General features: G+C 37.0%; 18 protein-coding genes and 3 tRNA genes. 12 read left to right on the top strand and 9 right to left on the bottom strand.

What is annotated here, in order from left to right:
• Positions 1 to 2 precede the first annotated feature (2 nt).
• Positions 3 to 1,913: an exodeoxyribonuclease V subunit alpha gene (gene recD / locus C0T34_RS10350; protein WP_098941992.1), complete on the top strand. Its 1,911-nt coding sequence runs from the start codon at positions 3 to 5 to the stop codon at positions 1,911 to 1,913.
• Between the two features lie 73 nt (positions 1,914 to 1,986).
• Here the strand turns inward: recD and argA are convergent, their stop codons facing one another.
• Positions 1,987 to 3,321 (bottom strand): amino-acid N-acetyltransferase, encoded by a 1,335-nt coding sequence (argA, locus tag C0T34_RS10345; RefSeq protein WP_098941993.1) that lies wholly within the window; start codon positions 3,319 to 3,321, stop codon positions 1,987 to 1,989.
• 240 nt (positions 3,322 to 3,561) lie between these two features.
• Here argA and amiC point away from each other — a divergent pair, with 240 nt between their 5' ends.
• A complete protein-coding gene (amiC, locus tag C0T34_RS10340) occupies positions 3,562 to 4,824 on the top strand; it encodes an N-acetylmuramoyl-L-alanine amidase AmiC (protein ID WP_098941994.1) in 1,263 nt (420 codons plus the stop codon).
• A gap of 214 nt (positions 4,825 to 5,038) precedes the next feature.
• Here amiC and C0T34_RS10335 read toward each other — a convergent pair.
• The 3 genes from C0T34_RS10335 to C0T34_RS10325 all read right to left on the bottom strand — a co-directional run bounded on the left by C0T34_RS10335 (position 5,039) and on the right by C0T34_RS10325 (position 5,321).
• A tRNA-Met gene (locus C0T34_RS10335) sits at positions 5,039 to 5,115 on the bottom strand.
• A gap of 22 nt (positions 5,116 to 5,137) precedes the next feature.
• Positions 5,138 to 5,214, bottom strand: a tRNA-Met gene (locus tag C0T34_RS10330).
• 30 nt (positions 5,215 to 5,244) lie between these two features.
• Positions 5,245 to 5,321 (bottom strand) — tRNA-Met (locus C0T34_RS10325).
• 293 nt (positions 5,322 to 5,614) lie between these two features.
• Between C0T34_RS10325 and mltA the strand changes: the two genes are divergently transcribed.
• Together mltA and tcdA are read left to right on the top strand one after the other, a co-directional pair.
• Positions 5,615 to 6,709 (top strand): murein transglycosylase A, encoded by a 1,095-nt coding sequence (mltA, locus tag C0T34_RS10320; protein ID WP_098941995.1) that lies wholly within the window; start codon positions 5,615 to 5,617, stop codon positions 6,707 to 6,709.
• Between the two features lie 110 nt (positions 6,710 to 6,819).
• Positions 6,820 to 7,638, top strand: coding sequence for a tRNA cyclic N6-threonylcarbamoyladenosine(37) synthase TcdA (gene tcdA / locus C0T34_RS10315; RefSeq protein ID WP_098944048.1), 819 nt, complete (start codon positions 6,820 to 6,822; stop codon positions 7,636 to 7,638).
• 138 nt (positions 7,639 to 7,776) lie between these two features.
• On the opposite strand, the gene csdE is transcribed toward tcdA, so the two are convergent.
• Positions 7,777 to 8,229 (bottom strand): cysteine desulfurase sulfur acceptor subunit CsdE, encoded by a 453-nt coding sequence (gene csdE, locus C0T34_RS10310; protein ID WP_098941996.1) that lies wholly within the window; start codon positions 8,227 to 8,229, stop codon positions 7,777 to 7,779.
• 5 nt (positions 8,230 to 8,234) lie between these two features.
• Entirely contained in the window at positions 8,235 to 9,446 is a 1,212-nt protein-coding gene (gene csdA / locus C0T34_RS10305) for a cysteine desulfurase CsdA (protein WP_098941997.1), read from the bottom strand.
• Between the two features lie 663 nt (positions 9,447 to 10,109).
• Here csdA and C0T34_RS10300 point away from each other — a divergent pair.
• Genes C0T34_RS10300 through rlmM form a run of 3 tightly spaced genes read left to right on the top strand, consistent with a single transcriptional unit; the run spans position 10,110 to position 12,559 of the window.
• Positions 10,110 to 11,030 carry a transcriptional regulator GcvA gene (locus C0T34_RS10300; RefSeq protein WP_023582728.1) on the top strand — a complete coding sequence of 307 codons (921 nt, stop codon included), beginning with the start codon at positions 10,110 to 10,112 and terminating at the stop codon, positions 11,028 to 11,030.
• Between the two features lie 43 nt (positions 11,031 to 11,073).
• Entirely contained in the window at positions 11,074 to 11,469 is a 396-nt protein-coding gene (locus C0T34_RS10295) for a DUF423 domain-containing protein (RefSeq protein ID WP_075671732.1), read from the top strand.
• Entirely contained in the window at positions 11,462 to 12,559 is a 1,098-nt protein-coding gene (gene rlmM, locus C0T34_RS10290; protein ID WP_109850126.1) for a 23S rRNA (cytidine(2498)-2'-O)-methyltransferase RlmM, read from the top strand. Before C0T34_RS10295 ends, rlmM begins: the two co-directional genes overlap by 8 nt.
• Positions 12,560 to 12,691: 132 nt before the next feature.
• Here rlmM and xni read toward each other — a convergent pair whose 3' ends face one another.
• The 3 genes from xni to queF all read right to left on the bottom strand — a co-directional run bounded on the left by xni (position 12,692) and on the right by queF (position 15,752).
• Positions 12,692 to 13,441 carry a flap endonuclease Xni gene (gene xni / locus C0T34_RS10285; RefSeq protein WP_109850125.1) on the bottom strand — a complete coding sequence of 250 codons (750 nt, stop codon included), beginning with the start codon at positions 13,439 to 13,441 and terminating at the stop codon, positions 12,692 to 12,694.
• A 6-nt stretch (positions 13,442 to 13,447) separates the two neighbouring features.
• On the bottom strand, positions 13,448 to 14,815 hold the full coding sequence (gene ppnN / locus C0T34_RS10280) for a nucleotide 5'-monophosphate nucleosidase PpnN (protein ID WP_098942000.1): 1,368 nt from the start codon (positions 14,813 to 14,815) through the stop codon (positions 13,448 to 13,450).
• Between the two features lie 91 nt (positions 14,816 to 14,906).
• Positions 14,907 to 15,752 (bottom strand): NADPH-dependent 7-cyano-7-deazaguanine reductase QueF, encoded by an 846-nt coding sequence (queF, locus tag C0T34_RS10275; protein ID WP_098942001.1) that lies wholly within the window; start codon positions 15,750 to 15,752, stop codon positions 14,907 to 14,909.
• A gap of 156 nt (positions 15,753 to 15,908) precedes the next feature.
• Between queF and syd the strand changes: the two genes are divergently transcribed.
• The 5 genes from syd (at position 15,909) to C0T34_RS10250 (ending at position 21,364) form a co-directional block, all read left to right on the top strand.
• Positions 15,909 to 16,460: a SecY-interacting protein gene (gene syd / locus C0T34_RS10270; RefSeq protein ID WP_162556825.1), complete on the top strand. Its 552-nt coding sequence runs from the start codon at positions 15,909 to 15,911 to the stop codon at positions 16,458 to 16,460.
• 466 nt (positions 16,461 to 16,926) lie between these two features.
• Complete coding sequence (locus C0T34_RS10265) at positions 16,927 to 17,250, top strand: YqcC family protein (protein WP_098942002.1); 324 nt, start codon at positions 16,927 to 16,929, stop codon at positions 17,248 to 17,250.
• Between the two features lie 8 nt (positions 17,251 to 17,258).
• Positions 17,259 to 18,023, top strand: a complete 765-nt coding sequence (gene truC / locus C0T34_RS10260; RefSeq protein WP_075671720.1) for a tRNA pseudouridine(65) synthase TruC — start codon at positions 17,259 to 17,261, stop codon at positions 18,021 to 18,023.
• 302 nt (positions 18,024 to 18,325) lie between these two features.
• Positions 18,326 to 19,771: a PTS glucose transporter subunit IIBC gene (ptsG, locus tag C0T34_RS10255; protein WP_098942003.1), complete on the top strand. Its 1,446-nt coding sequence runs from the start codon at positions 18,326 to 18,328 to the stop codon at positions 19,769 to 19,771.
• 129 nt (positions 19,772 to 19,900) lie between these two features.
• A complete protein-coding gene (locus tag C0T34_RS10250) occupies positions 19,901 to 21,364 on the top strand; it encodes a hypothetical protein (RefSeq protein WP_109850124.1) in 1,464 nt (487 codons plus the stop codon).
• Positions 21,365 to 21,537: the final 173 nt, after the last annotated feature.

Below are 21,537 nucleotides of genomic sequence, written 5' to 3'. Positions count from 1 at the left end.
AAATGATCAAACTATTAGAACAAGCGATTACACAAAACTTATTACGGCCTTTAGATCTTCGATTTGCACAAATGCTGGTGGAAGATGAAAACCCTATTTTACTGTTTGTATTTGCTTATTTGAGTGCTCAAACTGGAGCGGGTCATGTTTGTTTACCATTGAGTATTATTCAAAAAGATCAACTGTTTGATGGTAGACAAAAAGAGTTTGCACAAGAAATTTGGCAAAAAATGGGTAAGCCTTCTGCTAAAAAAATAGTAGAAGAATTGACACATTGTTATTGTGTTAATCAAAGTAGCGATGATTCTCCTTCCCCCATTATTTTAGATAATGAACTTCTTTATCTACAAAGAATGTGGAGCTATGAAGAGAAAGTTGCTCAGTTTTTTAGGCAAGAGCACACCGTTGTTGATATTAATGAAAATGAATTAATCAAGGTACTCAACCAACTTTTTCCAACAACAAAAGAAAGCCAAGAAACAAATTGGCAAAAAGTGGCTGCGAGTGTTGCTATCACAAGCCCTATCTCTATTATTTCTGGAGGCCCAGGAACAGGGAAAACCACAACAGTTGCTAAAATTTTAGCGGCTTTTGTGATGCTCACATCGAATGAAAAGCCGATTATTCAATTAGCGGCTCCTACAGGTAAAGCTGCAGCGAGATTAACTGAATCTTTAGGTAATGCTTTGGCACAACTTCATTTAAGTGAAGAAGAAGATAAGTGGATGCCGAAGCAGGCACAAACTATTCATCGTTTATTAGGCGCTCAGCCTGAAAGCCAGCAAGTGCGTTACCATAAAGATAATCCATTACAGCTTGATATTTTAGTTGTTGATGAAGCATCAATGGTTGATTTACCTATGATGGCGCGATTGATTGATGCACTTCCACCAAAATGTCACGTTATTTTCTTAGGTGATAAAGACCAGCTTGCTTCTGTTGAGGCTGGCGCTGTATTAGGTGATATTTGCCGTTTTTCTGAGGATGGTTTTAGTCAAAAGAGATTTGATCAGATTAATCTCTTAACCCAAGGTGAGTTGGCTAAATCTACTGATATCATTCCTGTCTCTCAAACACCAGTTTCTGTCGTTAGTGATTCTCTGTGCCTGCTACGAAAAAGCTACCGCTTTGGTGAAGATTCAGGGATAGGGCAACTTGCTTTCGCGGTTAATAAAGGGCAGACCAAAACAGCTATTGCGTTGTTGAAAAAAGCAGAGGTTAGCCCTCAACAGCTTGAAATGGCATTAGAGCCCCAAGATGTGAGCTTTATTGCTTTAGAGTCCAAAGAAAGCTATTTGCTGATGATACAAGATGCCGTTAACGCTTATCGAGAATATCTCACTTTAGTTTCTCAAAAAGCATCTCCTGATATTATTCTTAATGCATTTAACCAATACCGTTTATTGTGCGCGCGAAGAGACGGTCCTTTTGGTGTGAGTGGTTTAAATGACAGAATTGAAATGCTATTGCATCGCCAGCGATTGATCCGCCGCCCTACAAATAGTTATCAAAGTGATTATATTGGACGCCCGATTATGATCCAACGAAATGACAGTACACTTGGCCTGTTTAATGGTGATATTGGCATTATGCTCAATAATAATGAAGGTGAAATGAAAGCTTTTTTCCAACTACCTGATGGAAAATTGAAAGCGATCCAACCTAGCCGATTACCACAACATGAAACTGCGTATGTAATGACAGTGCATAAATCACAAGGTTCTGAGTTTACCCATACAGCGTTAGTACTGCCCGATAAATTTTCACCTGTTGTTAGTCGTGAATTGTTATATACAGCATTAACACGGGCTAAACAGAAGCTTTCTCTTTATGCCTCAGAGCTGATGGTGAAAATGGCAATACAAACGCGTATTCAGCGTCGAAGTGGATTAATTGATAAATTACGTTATTAGCCATCAGTTAATAATGAAAAATAATAAAAGACAGGCATTGAGAGGGATACCTGTCTTTTTTTATATTTGGTAATTACTCTTTATGTAAATCTAAAATCAAAATTTTAGAACGGCGTTGGTAATTATAAAGTGCTTGTTTTTCAATCGGTAGCTTATCTATTTCAGCCGGTTCAAATCCTTTTTCTTGAAACCAGTGTATGCTACGAGTTGTCAAAACAAACAGCTTTTCTAACCCTAATTGCTTAGCATGTGCTGAAATACGTTGTAGTAAAACTTCACCACGACAAGAGCTACGATAATCGGGGTGTACTGCGACACAAGCCATTTCACCAATTTTTTCTGATGGATAAGGATAGAGTGCAGCGCATGCAATAGTCATATTATCGCGTTCAATAATGGTGAATTGGTCAATTTCAACTTCCAATTGTTCTCTTGAACGTCTGACTAAAATGCCTTGCTGTTCTAATGGGCGAATAAGTTCGAGTATGCCACCAATATCATTGATATTTGCTCTACGAACTTTCTCTGCACTCTCCATAACGATTTGAGTACCAATACCATCACGAGAGAATAATTCTTGAATAAGAGCACCATCAGATTGATAACTTAGTAAGTGGCTACGCTCTACACCACGACGGCAGGCTTTAACTGCTCCCCGTAAGAATCTTACGGTACCTGAATGGTAATCACCTTCCGTTTGTAGCTCTCGAATTTTATCTTCGGCTTGATTAGGTAATAGTTCAGAAACAATGTGTCCTTCTTCATCGACAACACCTTGGAATGAACAAAAACCAATTATTTTTTGTGCTTTAAGCTTTATCGCAAGCTGTGTTGCTACTTCTTCTGAAGTGAGATTAAAGCTTTCACCGGTCACAGATACCGCAACTGGTCCAATTAATACAATGGCATTACTGTCTAATTGGCGATGAATAGCTTCTTCATCGATACGACGGATTTTCCCGCTATGACAATAATCAACGCCATCATCAACCCCTAATGGTTGTGCGATAACAAAGTTACCACTAACAACATTAATATGTGCACCTTGTAATGGCGTATTGCTTAAACTCATTGATAGGCGAGCCGTAATATCGAGTTGCAATGTACCCGCAGCTTGTTTAACAATTTCTAAGGTTTTGCTATCGGTGATGCGCGTATATTTATGATAAATCGGAGATACCTTTTGCACTTCAAGAGCAGTATCTATTTGTGGGCGAGCACCATAAACAACCACTAAACGAATGCCTAGACTGTGTAACAACCCAATATCATTAATGATAGATGGGAAGTTTTCGTGAGCAATGGCTTCACCACCTAGCATAATGACAAATGTTTTGCCTCTATGTGCATTAATATACGGAACCGAGTGGCGGAATCCATCGACCAATTCGGTGCTACGCTCTTTCATAAAACCCTCTCAAGTGAATTTTTATTCGCATTTAGTGTATTTTTATTCTTTTTGGAGAGGAATGGCAAGTAAAATCCTATCTTATTGTTTTCCCTGAAGGCAGAATATTCGTGTAAAAGTGAGTAATTGTGCTGTTTTTAAGTGACAGTGAAGTGTGGATTCGGTAAAGTTTTTCGTTCTTAACTTTTTTTATCTCTTTTTAGAGTTTATTGACGTTAATCGTTTTTTTGGAATATTTTCATGAGTCATTCTGAGCACAATCAAACTCGTCGTCGTCTTGTTAAAGGAATTGGCGCGTTATTATTGTTAAGTGTTAGTCCTGTTGGCCTTGCTGCCACAGCATCTATTGTTGCTGTGAGGGTTTGGCCTGCTTCGACTTATACTCGCGTGACTATAGAATCCAGTACCCCACTGAAATATCGTCAGTTTGCATTATCAAACCCTGAACGTATTGTGGTGGATTTAGAAGGTATTCAACTTAATAGCGTACTGAAAGGTGTCGCTAATCAGGTTCAGGCTAGCGATCCCTATTTAAAACTTATTCGCGTTGGTCAAAATACACCTAAAACAGTACGACTGGTATTTGAAGTAAAAACGCCTGTACAACCGCAAATGTTTACGCTTAAACCTGTGGCTGAATTTAAAAACCGTTTGGTGTTAGATTTCTACCCAAGCCACGGCGCTGACACGGAAGATGATCCTCTTTTAGCGCTATTGCGTGAATATAATGACGGTGATTTACAACAAGCTGTACCAGCACAAACCGACACACGCAAACCGGGTAGAGCTGGGCGAGATAGACCTATTATTATTATGCTCGATCCGGGACATGGTGGTGAAGATCCTGGCGCAATTGGTAAATATAAAACGCGTGAAAAAGATGTGGTTTTACAAATTGCTCGTCGTTTAAGAACACTTATCGATAAAGACGCCAAAATGAAGGCGTATATGACACGTAATGAAGATGTGTTTATTCCATTGACAGTACGTGTTGCTAAAGCGAGAAAAATGCAGGCAGATTTATTTGTCTCTATTCATGCTGATGCGTTTACAAACCGCTCTGCAAGAGGTTCTTCTGTTTTTGCATTATCAAAAACGGGCGCAACTAGTAACACAGCACGCTATCTTGCTCAAACACAAAATGAGTCTGACTTAATTGGTGGGGTGAGTAAAAGTGGCGATCGTTATGTAGACCATGCAATGCTCGACCTCGTACAAACTGCGACTATTAATGATAGCCTAAAATTTGGTAGTGAAGTGCTTAAGCTATTGGGTGGGATTAATAAACTGCATAAAAATAAAGTCGATCAGGCAGGTTTTGCGGTATTAAAAGCTCCAGAGATCCCTTCTATCTTAGTAGAAACGGCTTTTATCAGTAATATTGAAGAAGAGAAAAAACTAAAAACCGCTAAATTCCAGCAACAGATCGCAGAGTCTATTTTCAAAGGGATCAAAGCTTATTTCGCTAATGGTGGTGAATTAACGCTAGCTGATCGTAGCTAATTTCTTCCTATACCCTTTTCTTATATTCCAATAGAAAGCCAAGAACATTCGCTTTCTATTGGAGTCTCTTATTGTATTTTCAGCACAATAAATTTATCCAATACAATGCGTTATTGAGATAACAGAAATTTAATATAGTAAATCTATGATTGATACGATTAAGTTTGTGGATTAAGAGAGAAAGTAAAAATAAGGGGAAATCTTGAATAGAAATTGGTTGCGGGAGCTGGATTTGAACCAACGACCTTCGGGTTATGAGCCCGACGAGCTACCATGCTGCTCCATCCCGCGACTGAATTGTTGTTTATAGAATTGGTTGCGGGAGCTGGATTTGAACCAACGACCTTCGGGTTATGAGCCCGACGAGCTACCATGCTGCTCCATCCCGCGACTGATACTATAACTTACTACTTTGTGAATTGGTTGCGGGGGCCAGATTTGAACTGACGACCTTCGGGTTATGAGCCCGACGAGCTACCAAGCTGCTCCACCCCGCGTCTCCACAGAGGGGCACTATACTCAGGATCTGCCGAGTTGCAAGTTTTTTATGAAATTTTTACAGTTTTCTTTTAAAAACGGTCAGAAATAACACATCAAGGCGCAAATTTAGGCAGTTATACGCGTCCTACTTCAAGTTATTTAGAATATATACTTGATGTTTAAAAGTCATATTGATTGGGTGATAATAGAAAGTCTTAGCAATCGGTATATTCATATCTTTATTGATTTTGCTTTGGTATCTTTCTAAGTCAAAATCAACACTCAAATTTAGTCATTAAGCGGGTTAAAAATGGTTACTTGGCGAAAATCGTTAATTTTAGGTATGTTAGCGCTTGCCTTGACTGGATGTCATCGTCCAACAGAGCAAGGGCAACAGTATAAAGATGGAAAGCTTAAGCAAGATCTCATTGAGGTAAGTTCGCCAAATACGCAAGGTACACCCATTAATGGTCCTGATTACTTACAACAAGTAAGCCAGATAAACCAAACATCATCTCGTTTGTATAATAGTAATAAAGAGACTTATCAGGCGGTCGAAAACTGGATACGCTCTGGTGCAGATACACGCCAATTACGTCAGTTCAATCTTTCTGCATTTCAAATGGAAGGGGTCGATAATTACGGAAATGTTCAATTTACGGGATATTACACTCCTGTTCTTGAAGCTCGTTTAACGCCACAAGGTGAGTTTCAATATCCTCTTTATAAAATGCCAGCCAATAGTCGTTCAAAATTGCCTTCCCGTGCTGCTATTTATAATGGTGCATTAAGCCAATCTTTAATTGCAGCTTACAGTAACTCCATTATGGATAACTTTATGATGGAAGTTCAGGGAAGCGGTTATGTTGATTTTGGTGATGGTAAACCTTTAACTTTCTTTGGTTATGCAGGGAAAAACGGGCACCCTTACCGTAGTATTGGAAAAGTGCTTATTGATAATGGTGAAGTAGAAAGAAAAGATATGTCTATGCTCGCTATTAGAGATTGGGCTGATAAGCACAATGATGCTGAAGTGAGAAAATTATTAGAAGAAAACCCATCATTTGTTTTTTTCAAACCAGAGCCTTTTACACCTGTTAGAGGTGCTAGTGCTATCCCACTTGTTGCACTTGCCTCAGTGGCTTCAGATAGAAGCATTATTCCAGCAGGAACGGTGTTACTGGCTGAAATTCCTGTACTTGATAATGCAGGTAATTTTACAGGTGAATATCAAATGCGTTTAATGGTGGCATTAGATGTAGGTGGCGCAATTAAAGGGCATCATTTCGATATTTATCATGGAATTGGTAAAGATGCTGGTCATATGGCAGGTTTTTATAATCATTATGGACGTGTTTGGGTATTAAAAAAATCACAGCTTAACTCATTAAACCCTTCGTTATAAAAAAGATTTACTCTTTATCTGTTCGTTATTAACGGTAAAATTATGCAAACGACATGGCTATTGATATTAATAGCCATGATTATTTCTGTTATTTAGGTTGTTATCGCATTATGCAAAATTCATTATCAGATTCATATTTACAACGCTTTTCTGGAATAGGGCGACTCTATGGGCAAAAAGCATTGTCTTGTTTTGCTCAGGCTCATATCTGTGTCGTGGGTATAGGTGGCGTCGGCAGTTGGGCTGCTGAAGCATTAGCCCGCAGTGGTATTGGTGCTATCACCTTAATTGATATGGATGATGTGTGTGTGACTAACACTAATCGGCAAATACATGCGCTGAAAGAGAGTGTGGGCCAACCAAAATGTGAAGTGATGAAACAGCGTATTTTAGAAATTAATCCAGAATGCAAAGTGACTAGTGTTGATGATTTTGTCACGGTGGATAATGTCGCTGAAATGATGAATAACAATTTTGATTATGTCATCGATGCAATTGATAGTGTAAGACCAAAAGCTGCATTATTAGCTTATTGCCGTCGTTATAAAATTCCAGTGATCACAACAGGTGGTGCTGGTGGACAAATCGATCCAACACAAATTCAAGTGGTTGATTTAGCAAAAACAATTCAAGATCCTTTAGCAGCTAAATTAAGAGAACGTTTGAAATCTGATTTTAATGTCGTAAAAAATAGTAAGGGAAAACTAGGAATAGATTGTGTTTTTTCAACAGAGCAACTGGTTTATCCACAAGGTGATGGTACGGTTTGCGCGGCAAAAAGTACGGCAGATGGCGTAAAAAGAATGGATTGTTCAGCTGGCTTTGGCGCCGTAACGATGGTAACGGCGTCGTTTGGTTTTATTGCGGTATCTCATGCATTGAAGAAGATGCTAGCGAAGGCGCAGCGTACTCGGCCACAGCGTTGTTGACGGCGTTCATTCGCACTAGCCACATACTTATGTATGCTCCTAGCGACTCATTACTTGTCGCCTAGCTGTGACTTGAATTATTTAGAGTATCGATTTGTTATATATTAACTTATTTGAGATCTTGAGTCTCAGCTAAGGTTATGATTGAGAGGTGAGTGATTTTAATCGTGCGATAATCGCATTCACTCCGTCAGTGCGAGATTGGCTAATTTGATTAGCCAATCCTAATTGATCAAAAATAGCTAACATATCGATATCAGCTATTTCTTGCGCTGTTTTATTTTCAACGACGGCTAAAATAATAGTCAGTAAGCCTTTTACAATACGACCATCACTATCGCCATAAACATGGTATTTGCCGTCATTATTTAATTCGACACCAAGCCACACTCTATTTTCACAACCATTGATCTCTTTTTCTGTTGTTTTTAATTCATCAGGTAATGTTGGTAATTTACGCGAGAGTTGAATTAATTGACGGTATTTATCTTCCCATGCTTTTGATTTTTGGAAATCCTCAAGCAAGATAGCTAAGGTAATTTCATGGCCAAATGGGTGCTGAGTTGCAAGCAGAGGTGTATTGTTATTCATTTCAATTATTCATCTTTTAAGAGTGATAGAGCAAATTTAACGGCATTAATAAAAGTATCAATATCAGCATGTTGATTATAAGGCATAAAAGAAATGCGTAAACAGCCTGAAATATTTAATGAATCAATAAGAGGTTGCGCGCAGTGTTGCCCTGTGCGTAATGCAATATCTTTCTCTGCGATTAGTGTGGCTAAATCACTATGATGAACACCTTCGAAATTGAAAGAAACAACCGATGAGTTAGCAGCTCGGTAACTGATAAACCCATCTAACTCACTGAGGCGCTTCTCTGCTTTATCTGCAAGCTCAAGAGCATATTGATTAGCATGATACATATCTTGTTTTTCTAACCATGCCAATGTGGCTGAAAATGCAATAACACCTGCAACATTAGGTGTTCCAGCTTCAAAACGCTGAGGAATAGGGGCTGGGGTAAAGCCATCAAATGTTGCGTTAGTGAGCATTTTTCCTCCACCATGCCAAGGTGCCGTCGCTTCTAAAAGCTCACGTTTACCATAACAAATACCTAATCCATTAGGGCCATAAAGTTTATGGGCAGAAAAAACATAGAAGTCGATATTGAGTGCTGTGACATCTGTTGGGTGATGAACAATACCTTGTGCACCATCGACAACCAGTAAGCAATTATCATATTGATGAACAGAATGAGACACTTTATCTAATGCGATTTGAGCGCCTGTTACATTTGACATTTGGCTAACAACGACAATTCGTGTCCGTTTATTGATTAAAGCATTTAAGCTATCAATTGAAGGTAGAAAATTATCCTCTATTGCCCAGCGGATCACACGTGCGCCTGTCTGTTCTGCCAGTATCAACCAAGGTATAAGGTTTGCATGATGCTCTTGCTCACTAACAATTATTTCATCGCCTGCTTGCAAGCGCGGACGAAAATAGCCTTGAGCAATAAAGTTTAGTGATTCTGTGGTGCCTTTTGTCCAAATAATAGTATCACTATCAGTACTATTGATTAATTCGGCAACTTGTTGACGCGTCGCCTCATATTGTTGTGTTGTTTCTTTAGCATGTTGATATTGGCTACGGTGAACTGTCGCAAAATTATAGCGATAAAATGCATCAGAGGCCTCTATCATGGCAAGAGGCTTTAATGCAGTCGCTGCACTATCGAGATAAATAGTCTTTTCTTTAAGAGCAGGAAATTGTTGTCGAAATAAATCAGGTGAAAATACGTTCATAGTTAGGCTGTATTGGTAGACGAATAAATTTTCGCGATTTGTCGTTAAAAATAGGACGTATAGATTATACGGTTAATTATATTTATTTATAACGGAAACCTAGGAGCATCCGTTTGTTCTGGTTTATTGTGTCCATAATAACACGATTAAGATGGTGAAAGTTCACTCAATAAAAAATCACTGAGATCAGATTAATATTCTATTTTTTCTTGTTTAAATTTATTTTGGATAATTTATGGTGAGTTTTTTTAGAATAATGATGATAACTTTATTATAAAAATTGGATGAAAACATCAAAACAGTATGTGTGAGTAATTAAAAAGTAGAGAAAAATAGGGAATAAAAAAAGCACCGCCTTGGCGGTGCACTATAAAATCACTATGGACAGACAGGGTAAATGTACAGGAAGTGAAAAAAAACAGTAGCATCAGCTACTAAGTCTGGAATTTCCAGACAACTTGCAAACACAACATCACAACCACAAAGCCAAAAGTTTTGCAGTATTACTACTACACAACTTTTCGTTCCGGCTTAGGAAGTGCGCTTACTATAGGTATTTACTGGCTAATCATCAAGGGACAATTTATAATGCTTCGCATAAAAAAAACTAATGATGAAAGTTAGGGTCTACTAATAGCCAAAATAGGGGTTTAAGAACCGAATATGTCTAAACGTTTACCGCCATTAAATGCGCTTAGGGTTTTTGATTCAGCGGCACGTCATTTAAGTTTTACTAAAGCCGCTGAAGAATTATTTGTGACACAAGCAGCAGTGAGCCACCAAATTAAAACATTAGAAGAATTCCTTGGGCTAAAATTATTTAGAAGGCGCAATCGCTCTCTCTTATTAACAGAAGAAGGGCAAAGTTATTACCTCGACATTAAAGAAATCTTTTCATCAATTAACGAGGCAACTCGTAAATTATTAGCTCGAAGCGCGAAAGGCGCACTTACCGTTAGCCTTTCTCCAAGTTTTGCTATTCAATGGTTGGTACCACGGTTATCCGGATTTAACCAAGCTTATCCAGGGATTGATGTGCGAATTCAGGCTGTTGATAGAGAAGAAGATAAGCTGGCTGACGATGTTGATGTAGCTATTTTTTATGGTCGAGGTAATTGGACTGGGTTACGTACAGACCGTCTTTATGCGGAATATTTAATCCCTGTTTGTGCGCCATCTTTACTTACAGGTGAAAAACCACTAAAAACCCCATCCGATCTGATTTATCATACACTGCTACATGATACATCTCGTAGAGATTGGCAAGCTTATGTACGTCAATTAGAGATACAAAATCAGATTAATGTGCAACAAGGGCCTATTTTTAGCCATAGTTCAATGGTGATACAGGCTGCTGTACATGGACAAGGTGTTGCATTAGTTAATAATGTAATGGCTCGTAGTGAAATAGAATCAGGTCGATTAGTGAGGCCTTTTCCAGATGTCCTTGTTAGTAAAAATGCATTTTATTTAGTTTGCCAAGATAGTCAGGCTGAATTGGGTAAAATTGCGGCTTTTCGCCAATGGATTTTATCTCAAGCAGCGAATGAGCAAGAAAAGCTAGGTTTACTGACATCATCTTAATATTGCGATTGGCAAATATCTTCTAGATAGGAAGGAATAAACAGTGAATAGTCGTACATTGCTTATGTTTTCCGCGATTAGTGGCTTCTTTTATGTTGCTTTTGGTGCATTTGCAACTCATAAGTTAGCACCTCATTTATCGCCACAACATTGGGATTACATTCAGTTGGCGATGCGCTACCAAATCGTCCATACCTTATTACTTGTCGGGATCGCGGCAATGTTAATGCGTAAAACCATTTTATGGTTTTATTGGGCAGGTATTTTCTTTGGTGTTGGTATTCTACTTTTTAGTGGTAGCCTTTATTGTATGGCGCTAACACAAGTTAGATTGTTATCTTATTTTACGCCAATTGGTGGATTTAGTTTTCTTATTGGTTGGGCTTTAATTTTTATTGGCGCTTTGCGTCTAAGGGCACCGGCGTCTCGCCATGAATAAAGTTGCATTATATTGTCGCCAAGGTTTTGAAAAAGAGTGCGCGGCTGAGATTACGGATAAAGCAGGTCAAATCGGCGTTTACGGCTTTCCTCGTGTTAAAGAGGGAAGTGGTTATGTGATCTTTGAATGCTACCAAGAAGGTGACGCGGACAAGATTGCACGTGAAGTGAGTTTCCGTGAATTAATTTTTGCTCGTCAGATGTTTGTGACTGGTGAATTACTTAAAGATTTACCGCCAGAAGATAGAATTACACCGATCGTTGGAATGCTAAAAGGTGTTGTTGAAAAAGCGGGGGAATTGCGAGTTGAAGTTGCAGACACTAACGAAAGCAAAGAATTATTAAAATTCTGCCGTAAATTTACGGTGCCATTACGTAATCATTTACGTAATGAGAAAATTTTGCTGAAAGCTGAGAATTTTAGCCGCCCTATTATCCATGTGTTTTTTATTGCACCTGGATGTTGTTATGTTGGCTATTCTTATAGTTTCAATAATTCCGCATTTTACATGGGTATTCCTCGATTAAAATTCCCATCTGATGCACCAAGTCGTTCGACACTGAAGCTTGAAGAAGCATTTCATATCTTCATTCCTTATGACGAGTGGGAAGAGCGTTTAGCAAGCGGAATGAAAGCAGTCGATTTAGGTGCATGCCCCGGCGGTTGGACATATCAATTAGTGAAACGCAGTATGATGGTACATGCTGTTGATAATGGCCCAATGGCACAATCTTTAATGGATACAGGGCAAGTTCGTCATCACCAAGTTGATGGCTTTAAATTTGAACCTACATCTAAAAATATCACATGGCTTGTTTGTGATATGGTTGAAAAACCAGCTAAAGTTGCTGCATTAATGACGACTTGGATTGCTAATGAATGGTGTCGAGAAGCTATCTTTAACCTAAAACTGCCAATGAAAAAGCGTTATGAGGAAGTTTCTCATATCCTTGAAAAAATAAAGTCAGAGTTAGCGGGAAAAGGGATCAACGTTAAGATCCAAGCTAAGCACCTTTATCATGATAGAGAAGAGATCACGGTCCATATTCAAAATATTTGGGCTGCATATCGACCAGATCGTGAATTCTAAAAACAACTTAAGTACATTGACTTATTGATGGCAATAAAAGGCGAAGTTTCTATTTATAAGCTTCGCCTTTTTAATGGGCTAGTTATTTTAAAAAAATATCAGTGAGTTGAGTCTTGATGATTGGGAACTTAGCTATTTTAAACGTAACTGTTGTAGATTACCGTTTAATTGAATATCAGTACGTAATGTGGTGATTTTTCGACTGATAAATGCAGATTCTTTATGGGTAATAAGTTTGTTTTGCCATTTAGTAGGGACATCATCAATATGTTGATAAAGCGATTCTAGATCTGGATGAATTTGTAAAAGCTCGGTGGCACTTTTCGGTCCAATACCGGGGACACCCGCAACTTTACTGCTACTTACACCTGTTAATCCCCAATAGTCGGTAAGTTGAGATGGTTCGACACCAAATTCAGCTCTAATAAACTCTAAATCCAACCAGCGTCGTTGAAAATAATCGCGTATACGAATAGAGGGCGAAAGTAGTTGGCAATAACCTTTATCCGTTGAAATAATCGTAACTCGAAAACCTGCACTCGCCACTTTTGTTGCCAATGTTGCGGCAACGTCATCTGCTTCATTACCGCCCGAGTGCCAGCTCTGTATTCCTAAATTAAGCAACATGGCTTTAATTTCAGGTAATTGTTGTCGCAAGTCATCAGGCATTGGCGTGCGACCCGCTTTATAATCAGGTAAGAGTTGATGTCGCCAACTACCGTCTCTGTCATCCTCATCGAAGACTGCTACGGCATGGGTAGGTTGTGTGTGACCAAGCAGTTGGTTGACGCTCTGTTCACACACTGTCTGGCAGGAAGAACCTGATGCCGCATGAATGCGGCGGATCAGGTTTAAAGCATCAATAATCAGCAAATGTATCATAATAAATTAGCTGATAATTTCGTAACATGGTTGGTAAGCTGTACCGCCCGGAAGCTTCATACGATGTTGCTCAACAAAGCCCGCCAATAAAATATCCATGCGACGCATAATTTCACGATCACCATGAATTTTATAAGGGCCGTAAGCCTCAATCGCCTTCATACCCACTTCTTTTACGTTACCGGCAACAATACCCGAGAACGCACGACGTAAGTCAGCCGCTAATTTTTCAGGTGATTGATCAGTACTTAAGTTAAGTGATGCCATATTTTCATGTGTTGGTTCAAAAGGAAGCTGTAAATCAGCATTGATCTTCATTGACCAGTTAAAGCTATAAGCATCACCAGTACTGCGACGATTATCTTTTACCAAAGGCATATATTTTTTCATGATACGAGCAACTTCAGGTGCATCATCAATAATAATTTGGTAATGGCGTCGAGCTTCGTCACCTAATGTATTTGCGATAAAATCATCTAATACATTAAAGTAGTCCGCGCTCTCTTTAGGGCCGGTTAAAATCAGTGGTAATACTTGATCTTGGTTTTCTGGTGACATAAGAATACCAAGCAAATAAAGCAATTCTTCCGCTGTCCCTACACCACCTGGGAAAATAATAATCCCATGTCCAATTCGAACGAACGATTCCAGACGTTTTTCAATATCTGGCATAATAATCAGTTCGTTAACTAATGGATTTGGTGGCTCAGCTGCAATGATTGAAGGCTCTGTCATACCAATAAAGCGGCTATTTTTATAACGTTGTTGAGCATGACCAACGGCTGCCCCTTTCATTGGTGCTTCCATCGCACCAGGTCCACAACCTGTGCAGATATTGAGTTCACGTAACCCTAATTCGTTACCTACTTTTCTGCCGTAAAGGTACTCAGTTTCATTAATTGAGTGACCACCCCAGCAAACGATCATATTAGGATCTTCATCAATATGAAGGGCTCGCGCATTGCGCAAAATCGAGAAAATAGTATTAGTGATATGAGTGCTATTTTCTAAGTTCAGGTGAAGATCACGCTCTGCTGTTGTGATCTGCCCATGAACAAACAATATGTCACGAAGCACTGCAAATAAGTTAGCTTGTAGTGAACGAATAATTTTTCCGTCAACAAAGGCGTCTTCAGGAGGATTGACTAACTCTAGTTTTACGCCACGTTCACGGCGCAGTACGTTAATATCAAAATCTTGGTATTTAGATAACAGTTCTTTACTACTATCAGTAAGGCTACCAGAGTTGAGAACAGCGAGAGAACAATTGCGAAACAGCTGATAAAGATCACTGCTTGCGGTTCTCTTTAGCATATCAACTTCTAGCTGTGAAAGCAGATCCATGGAACCTAATGGGCTGACATGAGTTATCACGTAGGACTCCTTTTTCTCCTGAAATAACAAACTGAAGTGCAACTGATCTTGGTATAACACAGATCATATTAACATACAGGCATTATTCCCGTTATTGTCTGGCTAATCGACTAATTTCTGGAACAAACTCACAATTACTACGCCAAGGATTGATGTCTAATCCACCGCGTCGTGTATATCTTGCATAAACAGTTAATGTTTCTGGCGCACATAATTGCATGATATCGTGGAAAATTCGCTCAACACACTGTTCATGAAATTCGTTGTGTTGTCTAAATGAAACTAAATAGCGCAGTAGTTTTTCACGATCAATCTTTTTACCCTTATATTGAATAGCGACTGATCCCCAATCTGGCTGATTGGTAATCAGGCAATTTGATTTTAACAGATGGCTGACAAGGGTTTCTTCAACTAATGTATCGGTTGTCGATTCGTTTAACCATTGCGCATCAAACTGATAATTATTAATTTCAATATTTTGTTCATCAATACACTCTCCAGCAAAATCAACAATAGGTTGTGATGTAAAATGCGAAAGTGGATAAATGGTCAGATTAACTTTGCCTTTAGCACAAGTCGTTAAATCTTTAAGTAAGGTTTTTTCGACGATATCCCAACTTTCAAAACGAGTTTGATTAAAACTGTTGAGATATAATTTAAAGCTTTTAGATTCAATAAGATTTTCAGTGGTTGCATCTAATTCAACATGACCAATAGCAACTTGTGGTAAGCCTTTGCTATTAAGCCATGATAGCTCATACATAGTCCAAATATCGCCACCATGAAAAGGTAAATTTTCAGCAGTTAAAGAGAGTGAATCTCGATTTAGGCTACGTGGTACACCTTGCAATAATCCGGCATCATATTGATCATGATATCGAGTCTCTTTGCCCAGAGATAATGCTTCAAGAGATTTATCACCTTGATATAAAGACATAATTTACATCCTAACTTTAGCTGAAAATAAAAGAAGGTTAATTATACTATTGAAACATCAATAGTATACGAATGCTTTATTTTTGATGCTCTGAATTAGTGACATAATCAGGTAACATAAAGGAAATTCTTATTTAAATAGATAAAACAGACAATCATGATTGAAAACATCTCCTCTGAATTAAAAGCCTTTACGCAAAAATATGTTGATTTATGGCAAGAAAAATCAGGATTACCTCCTGCAAGTGAAGATCTTTATGGGGTTCCTTCTATTTGTATATCAAGAACAGGAGATGAAGTTGTTTATTGGTTACCACAGCCTTTTGTAGGAACAGATAAACTAGAAAAAGTTGAAAAAGCGATGGGAATAATTATTCGCCCTGAATTGCACGATTACTTTACCACTCAGTATGCTGGTGATATGCAAGTTCGTTTTAGAGAGATAGATTTCAGCTTGATCCAAGTGTGGAGTGAAGAAGATTTTATTCGCTTACAAGAAAATATTATTGGTCATTTAGTGACACAAAAACGTTTAAAACTTACACCTACATTGTTTATTGGCACCACTGATTCAGAGAATGAAATAATTTCCGTATGTAATGTTTCCGGTGAAGTCATTCTTGAAACTTTCGGCAAAAAGAAAAGAGAAGTTTTAGCTGAAAATTTATCTCTTTTTCTATCAGAATTAGTCGCTGTATATAATGACTGACGTACTCTATAAACCTTTTTTCTTGTGAGATATATCTTACAAAAAAGTGTGTGTGTTTTTATCAAAAAGATGTCACTGATAAAAATAAAATTGATTTATTTAAGCAGAGCAATAAGTTATTAACTTATTGTTTTTATTTATAGTTATAACTCTTTAATTGTTTTTGTTTTGTGGGTTGTTTAACTAATCAATTATTGGCATTCTACGTCCACCAACTAAGGGACTGTTTGGTGACCGATAAAATGTAGAGTAATCAAGGACACAGGAAATAGGATATTTCCATTAATGTGAATACGGACTTAATCACAGGGATAGATAAAAACGGTCTTGCTTGGATGCACGTGTTGTACAGACAACTATTTTTCTTGTCTAAAAGGAGTTTCGGCTCCTTTTATTTTTTTATTTGTTTTCTGCTATTCCATCCCAATGTTATCCTTATTCGTAAGTTTTATATAAGGGATAAATGATGACACCAGAACAACGCATTTTAGCGAAATTGCTCTTGATTGAAGAAGAGATGAAGAACATTGAGCTATGGCAATTAGAATCTCCTACTGAACAAGCATTTGAAAGTGTTGAGCCTTTCTGTATTGATACAATGAGTGCTCATGAATGGCTACAGTGGGTATTAATTCCGCGATTGTCATCGATGATTGAAAGCGAAATGCCATTACCTAATACATTTGCCATCGCACCTTATTACGAAGAAGCATTTAAAGAAGATAAGAGCCGAGATGTTACTGATTTACTCAATCATTTGCGTGAACTTGACGCAATGTTTAAATCATAAGGCCGATAATGCTAGATATAATTTATCAAGATGAACATCTTGTTGCGGTGAATAAACCTGCGGGTTGGCTTGTTCACCGCAGTTGGTTAGATAGACATGAAACCGTGTTTGTCATGCAGACATTAAGAGATCAAATTGGGCAACATGTTTTCCCTGTGCATCGTTTAGATAGGCCTACTTCAGGTGTTCTATTAATGGCACTTTCTTCTGATGTTGCTAGAGTACTTTCTCAATCTTTTGAACAACATAAAACAGAAAAAATTTATCATGCTGTTGTTCGAGGATACGTTGAAGAGGCATCTGTTATAGATAGCCCCTTAGTCGAAGAACTCGATAAAATTGCAGATAAATTTGCAACTAAACCACCACAAATTCAAGATTGTGTAACTCACTGCCAGCCCTTAGGAACGGTTGAAAAAGAGGTTGCAATTGGACGCTACCCTACATCTCGATTTAGTCTATTAGAGCTACGTCCTGAAACGGGTCGCAAGCATCAATTACGTCGTCATATGTCTCATATTCGACACCCAATTATTGGTGATACCGCTCATGGTGATTTACGTCAAAACCGTGGTGTTGTAAATCATTTTCAATCTCATCGCTTGATGTTACATGCAAGCCATCTAAACTTAATTCATCCAATTACATTGCAACCACTTAACTTAACAGCTAAATGGGATCTGCCTTGGCAACATCTTATTAATCAATTTGGTTGGCGCGGATTAAGACCTGAATTAGAGCAGTATGGTGAAGATTTAGCTCATCATTTTTAATTCCTTTCTTATTTTAATCATTGCTTTCATTGTGTGACTATCAAGGCTTTTTTACTTAAGTCTTGATGGTTTGCGCAAATTTATAGTCTATTTTAACTATTTGTAAAATATATAATTCTATTAATTGATCTGATCACATGCTTTGAAACGTGACAGCTATCATGTATTCATTAAGCGATTTATTTTATGATGTGAAATAAATAAGGCTTATCATTAGATAAGTTTATGAAATAAAACCCACACTACTTTAAATAAATAAAAACTTACAACATATAAAAAACCACATTCCGGGAGTCTGCTTGATGTTTAAAAACCTATTTGTTGTTTTACAAAAAATCGGAAAGTCCTTGATGTTACCGGTATCTGTATTGCCTATTGCCGGTATTTTATTAGGGGTTGGTTCCGCTGATCTTTCATGGATACCTTCTTCTGTCTCTCAAGTTATGGCGGAGGCTGGTGGTTCGGTTTTCTCTAATATGCCACTTATTTTTGCTATTGGTGTTGCATTAGGATTTACCAATAATGATGGGGTATCAGCACTGGCCTCTGTAGTCGCTTACGGTATCATGTCTAAAACTATGATTGTGGTTGCTCCTTGGGTTTTAGGTTTAACTCCAGCAGAAATTGAGGCTCAACACCTTACTGATACAGGGGTATTAGGGGGGATCATTGCTGGTATTATTGCCGCCTCTATGTTTAATCGTTTTTATCGAATCAAATTACCTGAGTATTTAGGATTTTTTGCAGGAAAACGTTTTGTTCCTATTATTTCAGGCTTAATCGCTATTTTTGTTGGGATTATTTTAGCCTTTATTTGGCCTCCTATTGGTACAGCAATTCAACGTTTTTCTGAGTGGGCTGCATATCAAAACCCAGCTGTTGCTTTTGGTATTTATGGTGTTGTAGAGCGTGGATTAGTGCCATTTGGTTTACACCATATTTGGAACGTGCCGTTCCAAATGCAAGTGGGTGAATATGTAAATAGTGCAGGACAAGTCTTCCACGGCGATATTCCTCGCTATATGGCTGGTGACCCAACAGCAGGTATGTTATCAGGTGGTTTTCTATTTAAAATGTTTGGTTTACCTGCTGCTGCTATTGCGATTTGGCATTCAGCACGCCCTGAGAATCGTGTAAAAGTGGGGGGTATTATGATTTCTGCGGCATTAACTGCCTTCTTAACAGGGATCACTGAACCTATCGAATTCTCATTTATGTTCGTTGCACCTATTCTTTATGTTATTCACGCTATTTTAGCAGGCTTAGCATTTGTTATTTGTATCTTGTTAGGTATGCGTGATGGTACAAGTTTCTCTCATGGATTAATTGACTTTATCGTACTAAGTGGCAACAGCAGCAAACTGTATCTGTTCCCGATTATTGGCATACTTTACGCGATAACTTATTACTCTATTTTCCGCTTTTTAATCGTGAAACTAAACCTGAAAACTCCAGGTCGAGAAGTGGAAGATAAAAATGCGAAACAAGCGGATAAAAGTGCCATGGGACAGTCTTTAGTCGCCGCGTTTGGTGGTAAAGATAACATCAGTAGTTTAGATGCTTGCATTACTCGTTTACGTATTGGTGTCAAAGAAATTGAAAAAGTGGATCGTGATGAATTAAAACGACTAGGTGCTGCGGGTGTGGTAGTCGTTGGCTCAGGTATTCAAGCCATTTTTGGTCCTAAGTCAGATAATCTAAAAACTGAAATGGATGAATATATTCGGTCTTTGGATAGTGCCGAATAAATAACTTATTGATTGTAATATTAAATCATAAAGCACTCCCATATTAAAATAGGGAGTGCTTTTTTATTGCAATAATATTGATGCTGGATATGGCATTCTGTTAAGTATTAAACAGAGTGGAGAGATATCATGCGAACCTTCATAGATAGTCATAGAAGTTTTTTATTATCCATAACAGATATAAATGATAAAACAAATAGAGAGAGTATTGAGTTCGATAAAAATAATATTTCACTTTTTTTTAAAAAAGGAAATGATGATATTTTTATTGCTAATAAAGATAAGAAGTTATTGTTAAGCAATATAAAAAAAGAATTAGACAATTCAATTGATAAATATACTAACCATGGTGAAAATAAAAAACATCTAAAAAAAATAAAGGATAGGATTATTTCTGGAGATGTTGAAACTTTTTTCAATAATAAAGATAAAATAATTAATGTAAAAGATATTGATGATGTCAGTGACGTTGAGTGGATATTTTCTGGCTTATTTTCTTATAAAAAAGAGGATGGTTTTTTAACTAAAGTTGGAAAGGCTATTTATAATTTTAGTTCTCTTGAAAAAGTTATTTTTAATGATAGCAATCCAATTATAAATAGTTTTATAAATCATGATGGTAAGTTTTACAAATTAGATGATATTAATGATAATTTAGACAATAAGAGTAATGAAGGGAATAAGTTTTTTAATTTATTTTCACCTAAAAATAATAATGTTGGTTTTTATGGATATAATATATCTATTATGAAAATGGAAGAGGAAATAAAAGACAATCAGGAGGGTAATGGTGAGGTTAATACTCCACTTCCGAAATTTAATATGAATGAAATTGAAATTAAAAATATTCAAAGTGAAATTAAATTAATTGAAAGTGAATTATCTTCTAATATAAGAATTAATAAGAAAAAAACAATTGATACAACCTTAGCAATAAATAAACTTATTGATCTTTTAGAATGTAATGATTTATCTAAAATAAATGTTGATATATTAATTGCAAATGAAGCGGAATTTAATAATGAGGTAATTATTGTCAGTAAATTAAACTCAATGGAGGAAATAGATGGTGGTGATAAATTAAAGAAATTAAAATCTAGCTTGGAAAGAATAAAATGTATAAAAAATAAATATTTTATTTTTGTTGAATCGGTTAATGGTAGACAAATTTCACTGTTAAGAAGTTTAGATAATAAATTGAAGAAATACACTGCTGGGATTAATAGTGAAATACCAAAAGAAAATATTTTATTGGGTATTAATAAAATAGCTTCAGTACTTTGTGTTAATAATAATGTTCGAGAGAGTTATAATGGTTTTTTTTCTAAAGCATATAAATTTCTTTTTCCTAAATCATATCAAAAACGACTAGATGTCAATAATAAAGCGTATGGTAATATAATGCTAATGCACGATAATTTAAATGTCATATTGAATAGCGGTGATTTTAAAGATAGAAAACTACCCGAGTGGGCTAATAAACTAATAACAAAAACTTTAAAAGAATCAAAACCTAAAAATGATATTCTTTGGCTTTTTTCAAAAGAAAGAAAAGAATGGAATAAAATTTTCAACATGCTTATTGTTAAATAAAGGCATAAAGGAATTATTGATAGCTAAGATGTTGTTAATAAAAATATAATAAGTATTTTATTTATTCTAGTGAGTTTAAGAATGATATTAAGTAATTAAAGATGCTGAAGCTTGAGATAAAGATTAAATTTCTATATGTTAGGCAAACTAAGTTTATTGAATTTTAAACCGCA

Origin of the sequence: Proteus sp. CA142267, from assembly GCF_003336825.1 — a bacterium.
GTDB lineage: Bacteria > Pseudomonadota > Gammaproteobacteria > Enterobacterales > Enterobacteriaceae > Proteus > Proteus terrae.
Note: the sequence above shows the minus strand (reverse complement) of the source record. Positions and strands in the feature narration are given on the sequence as shown.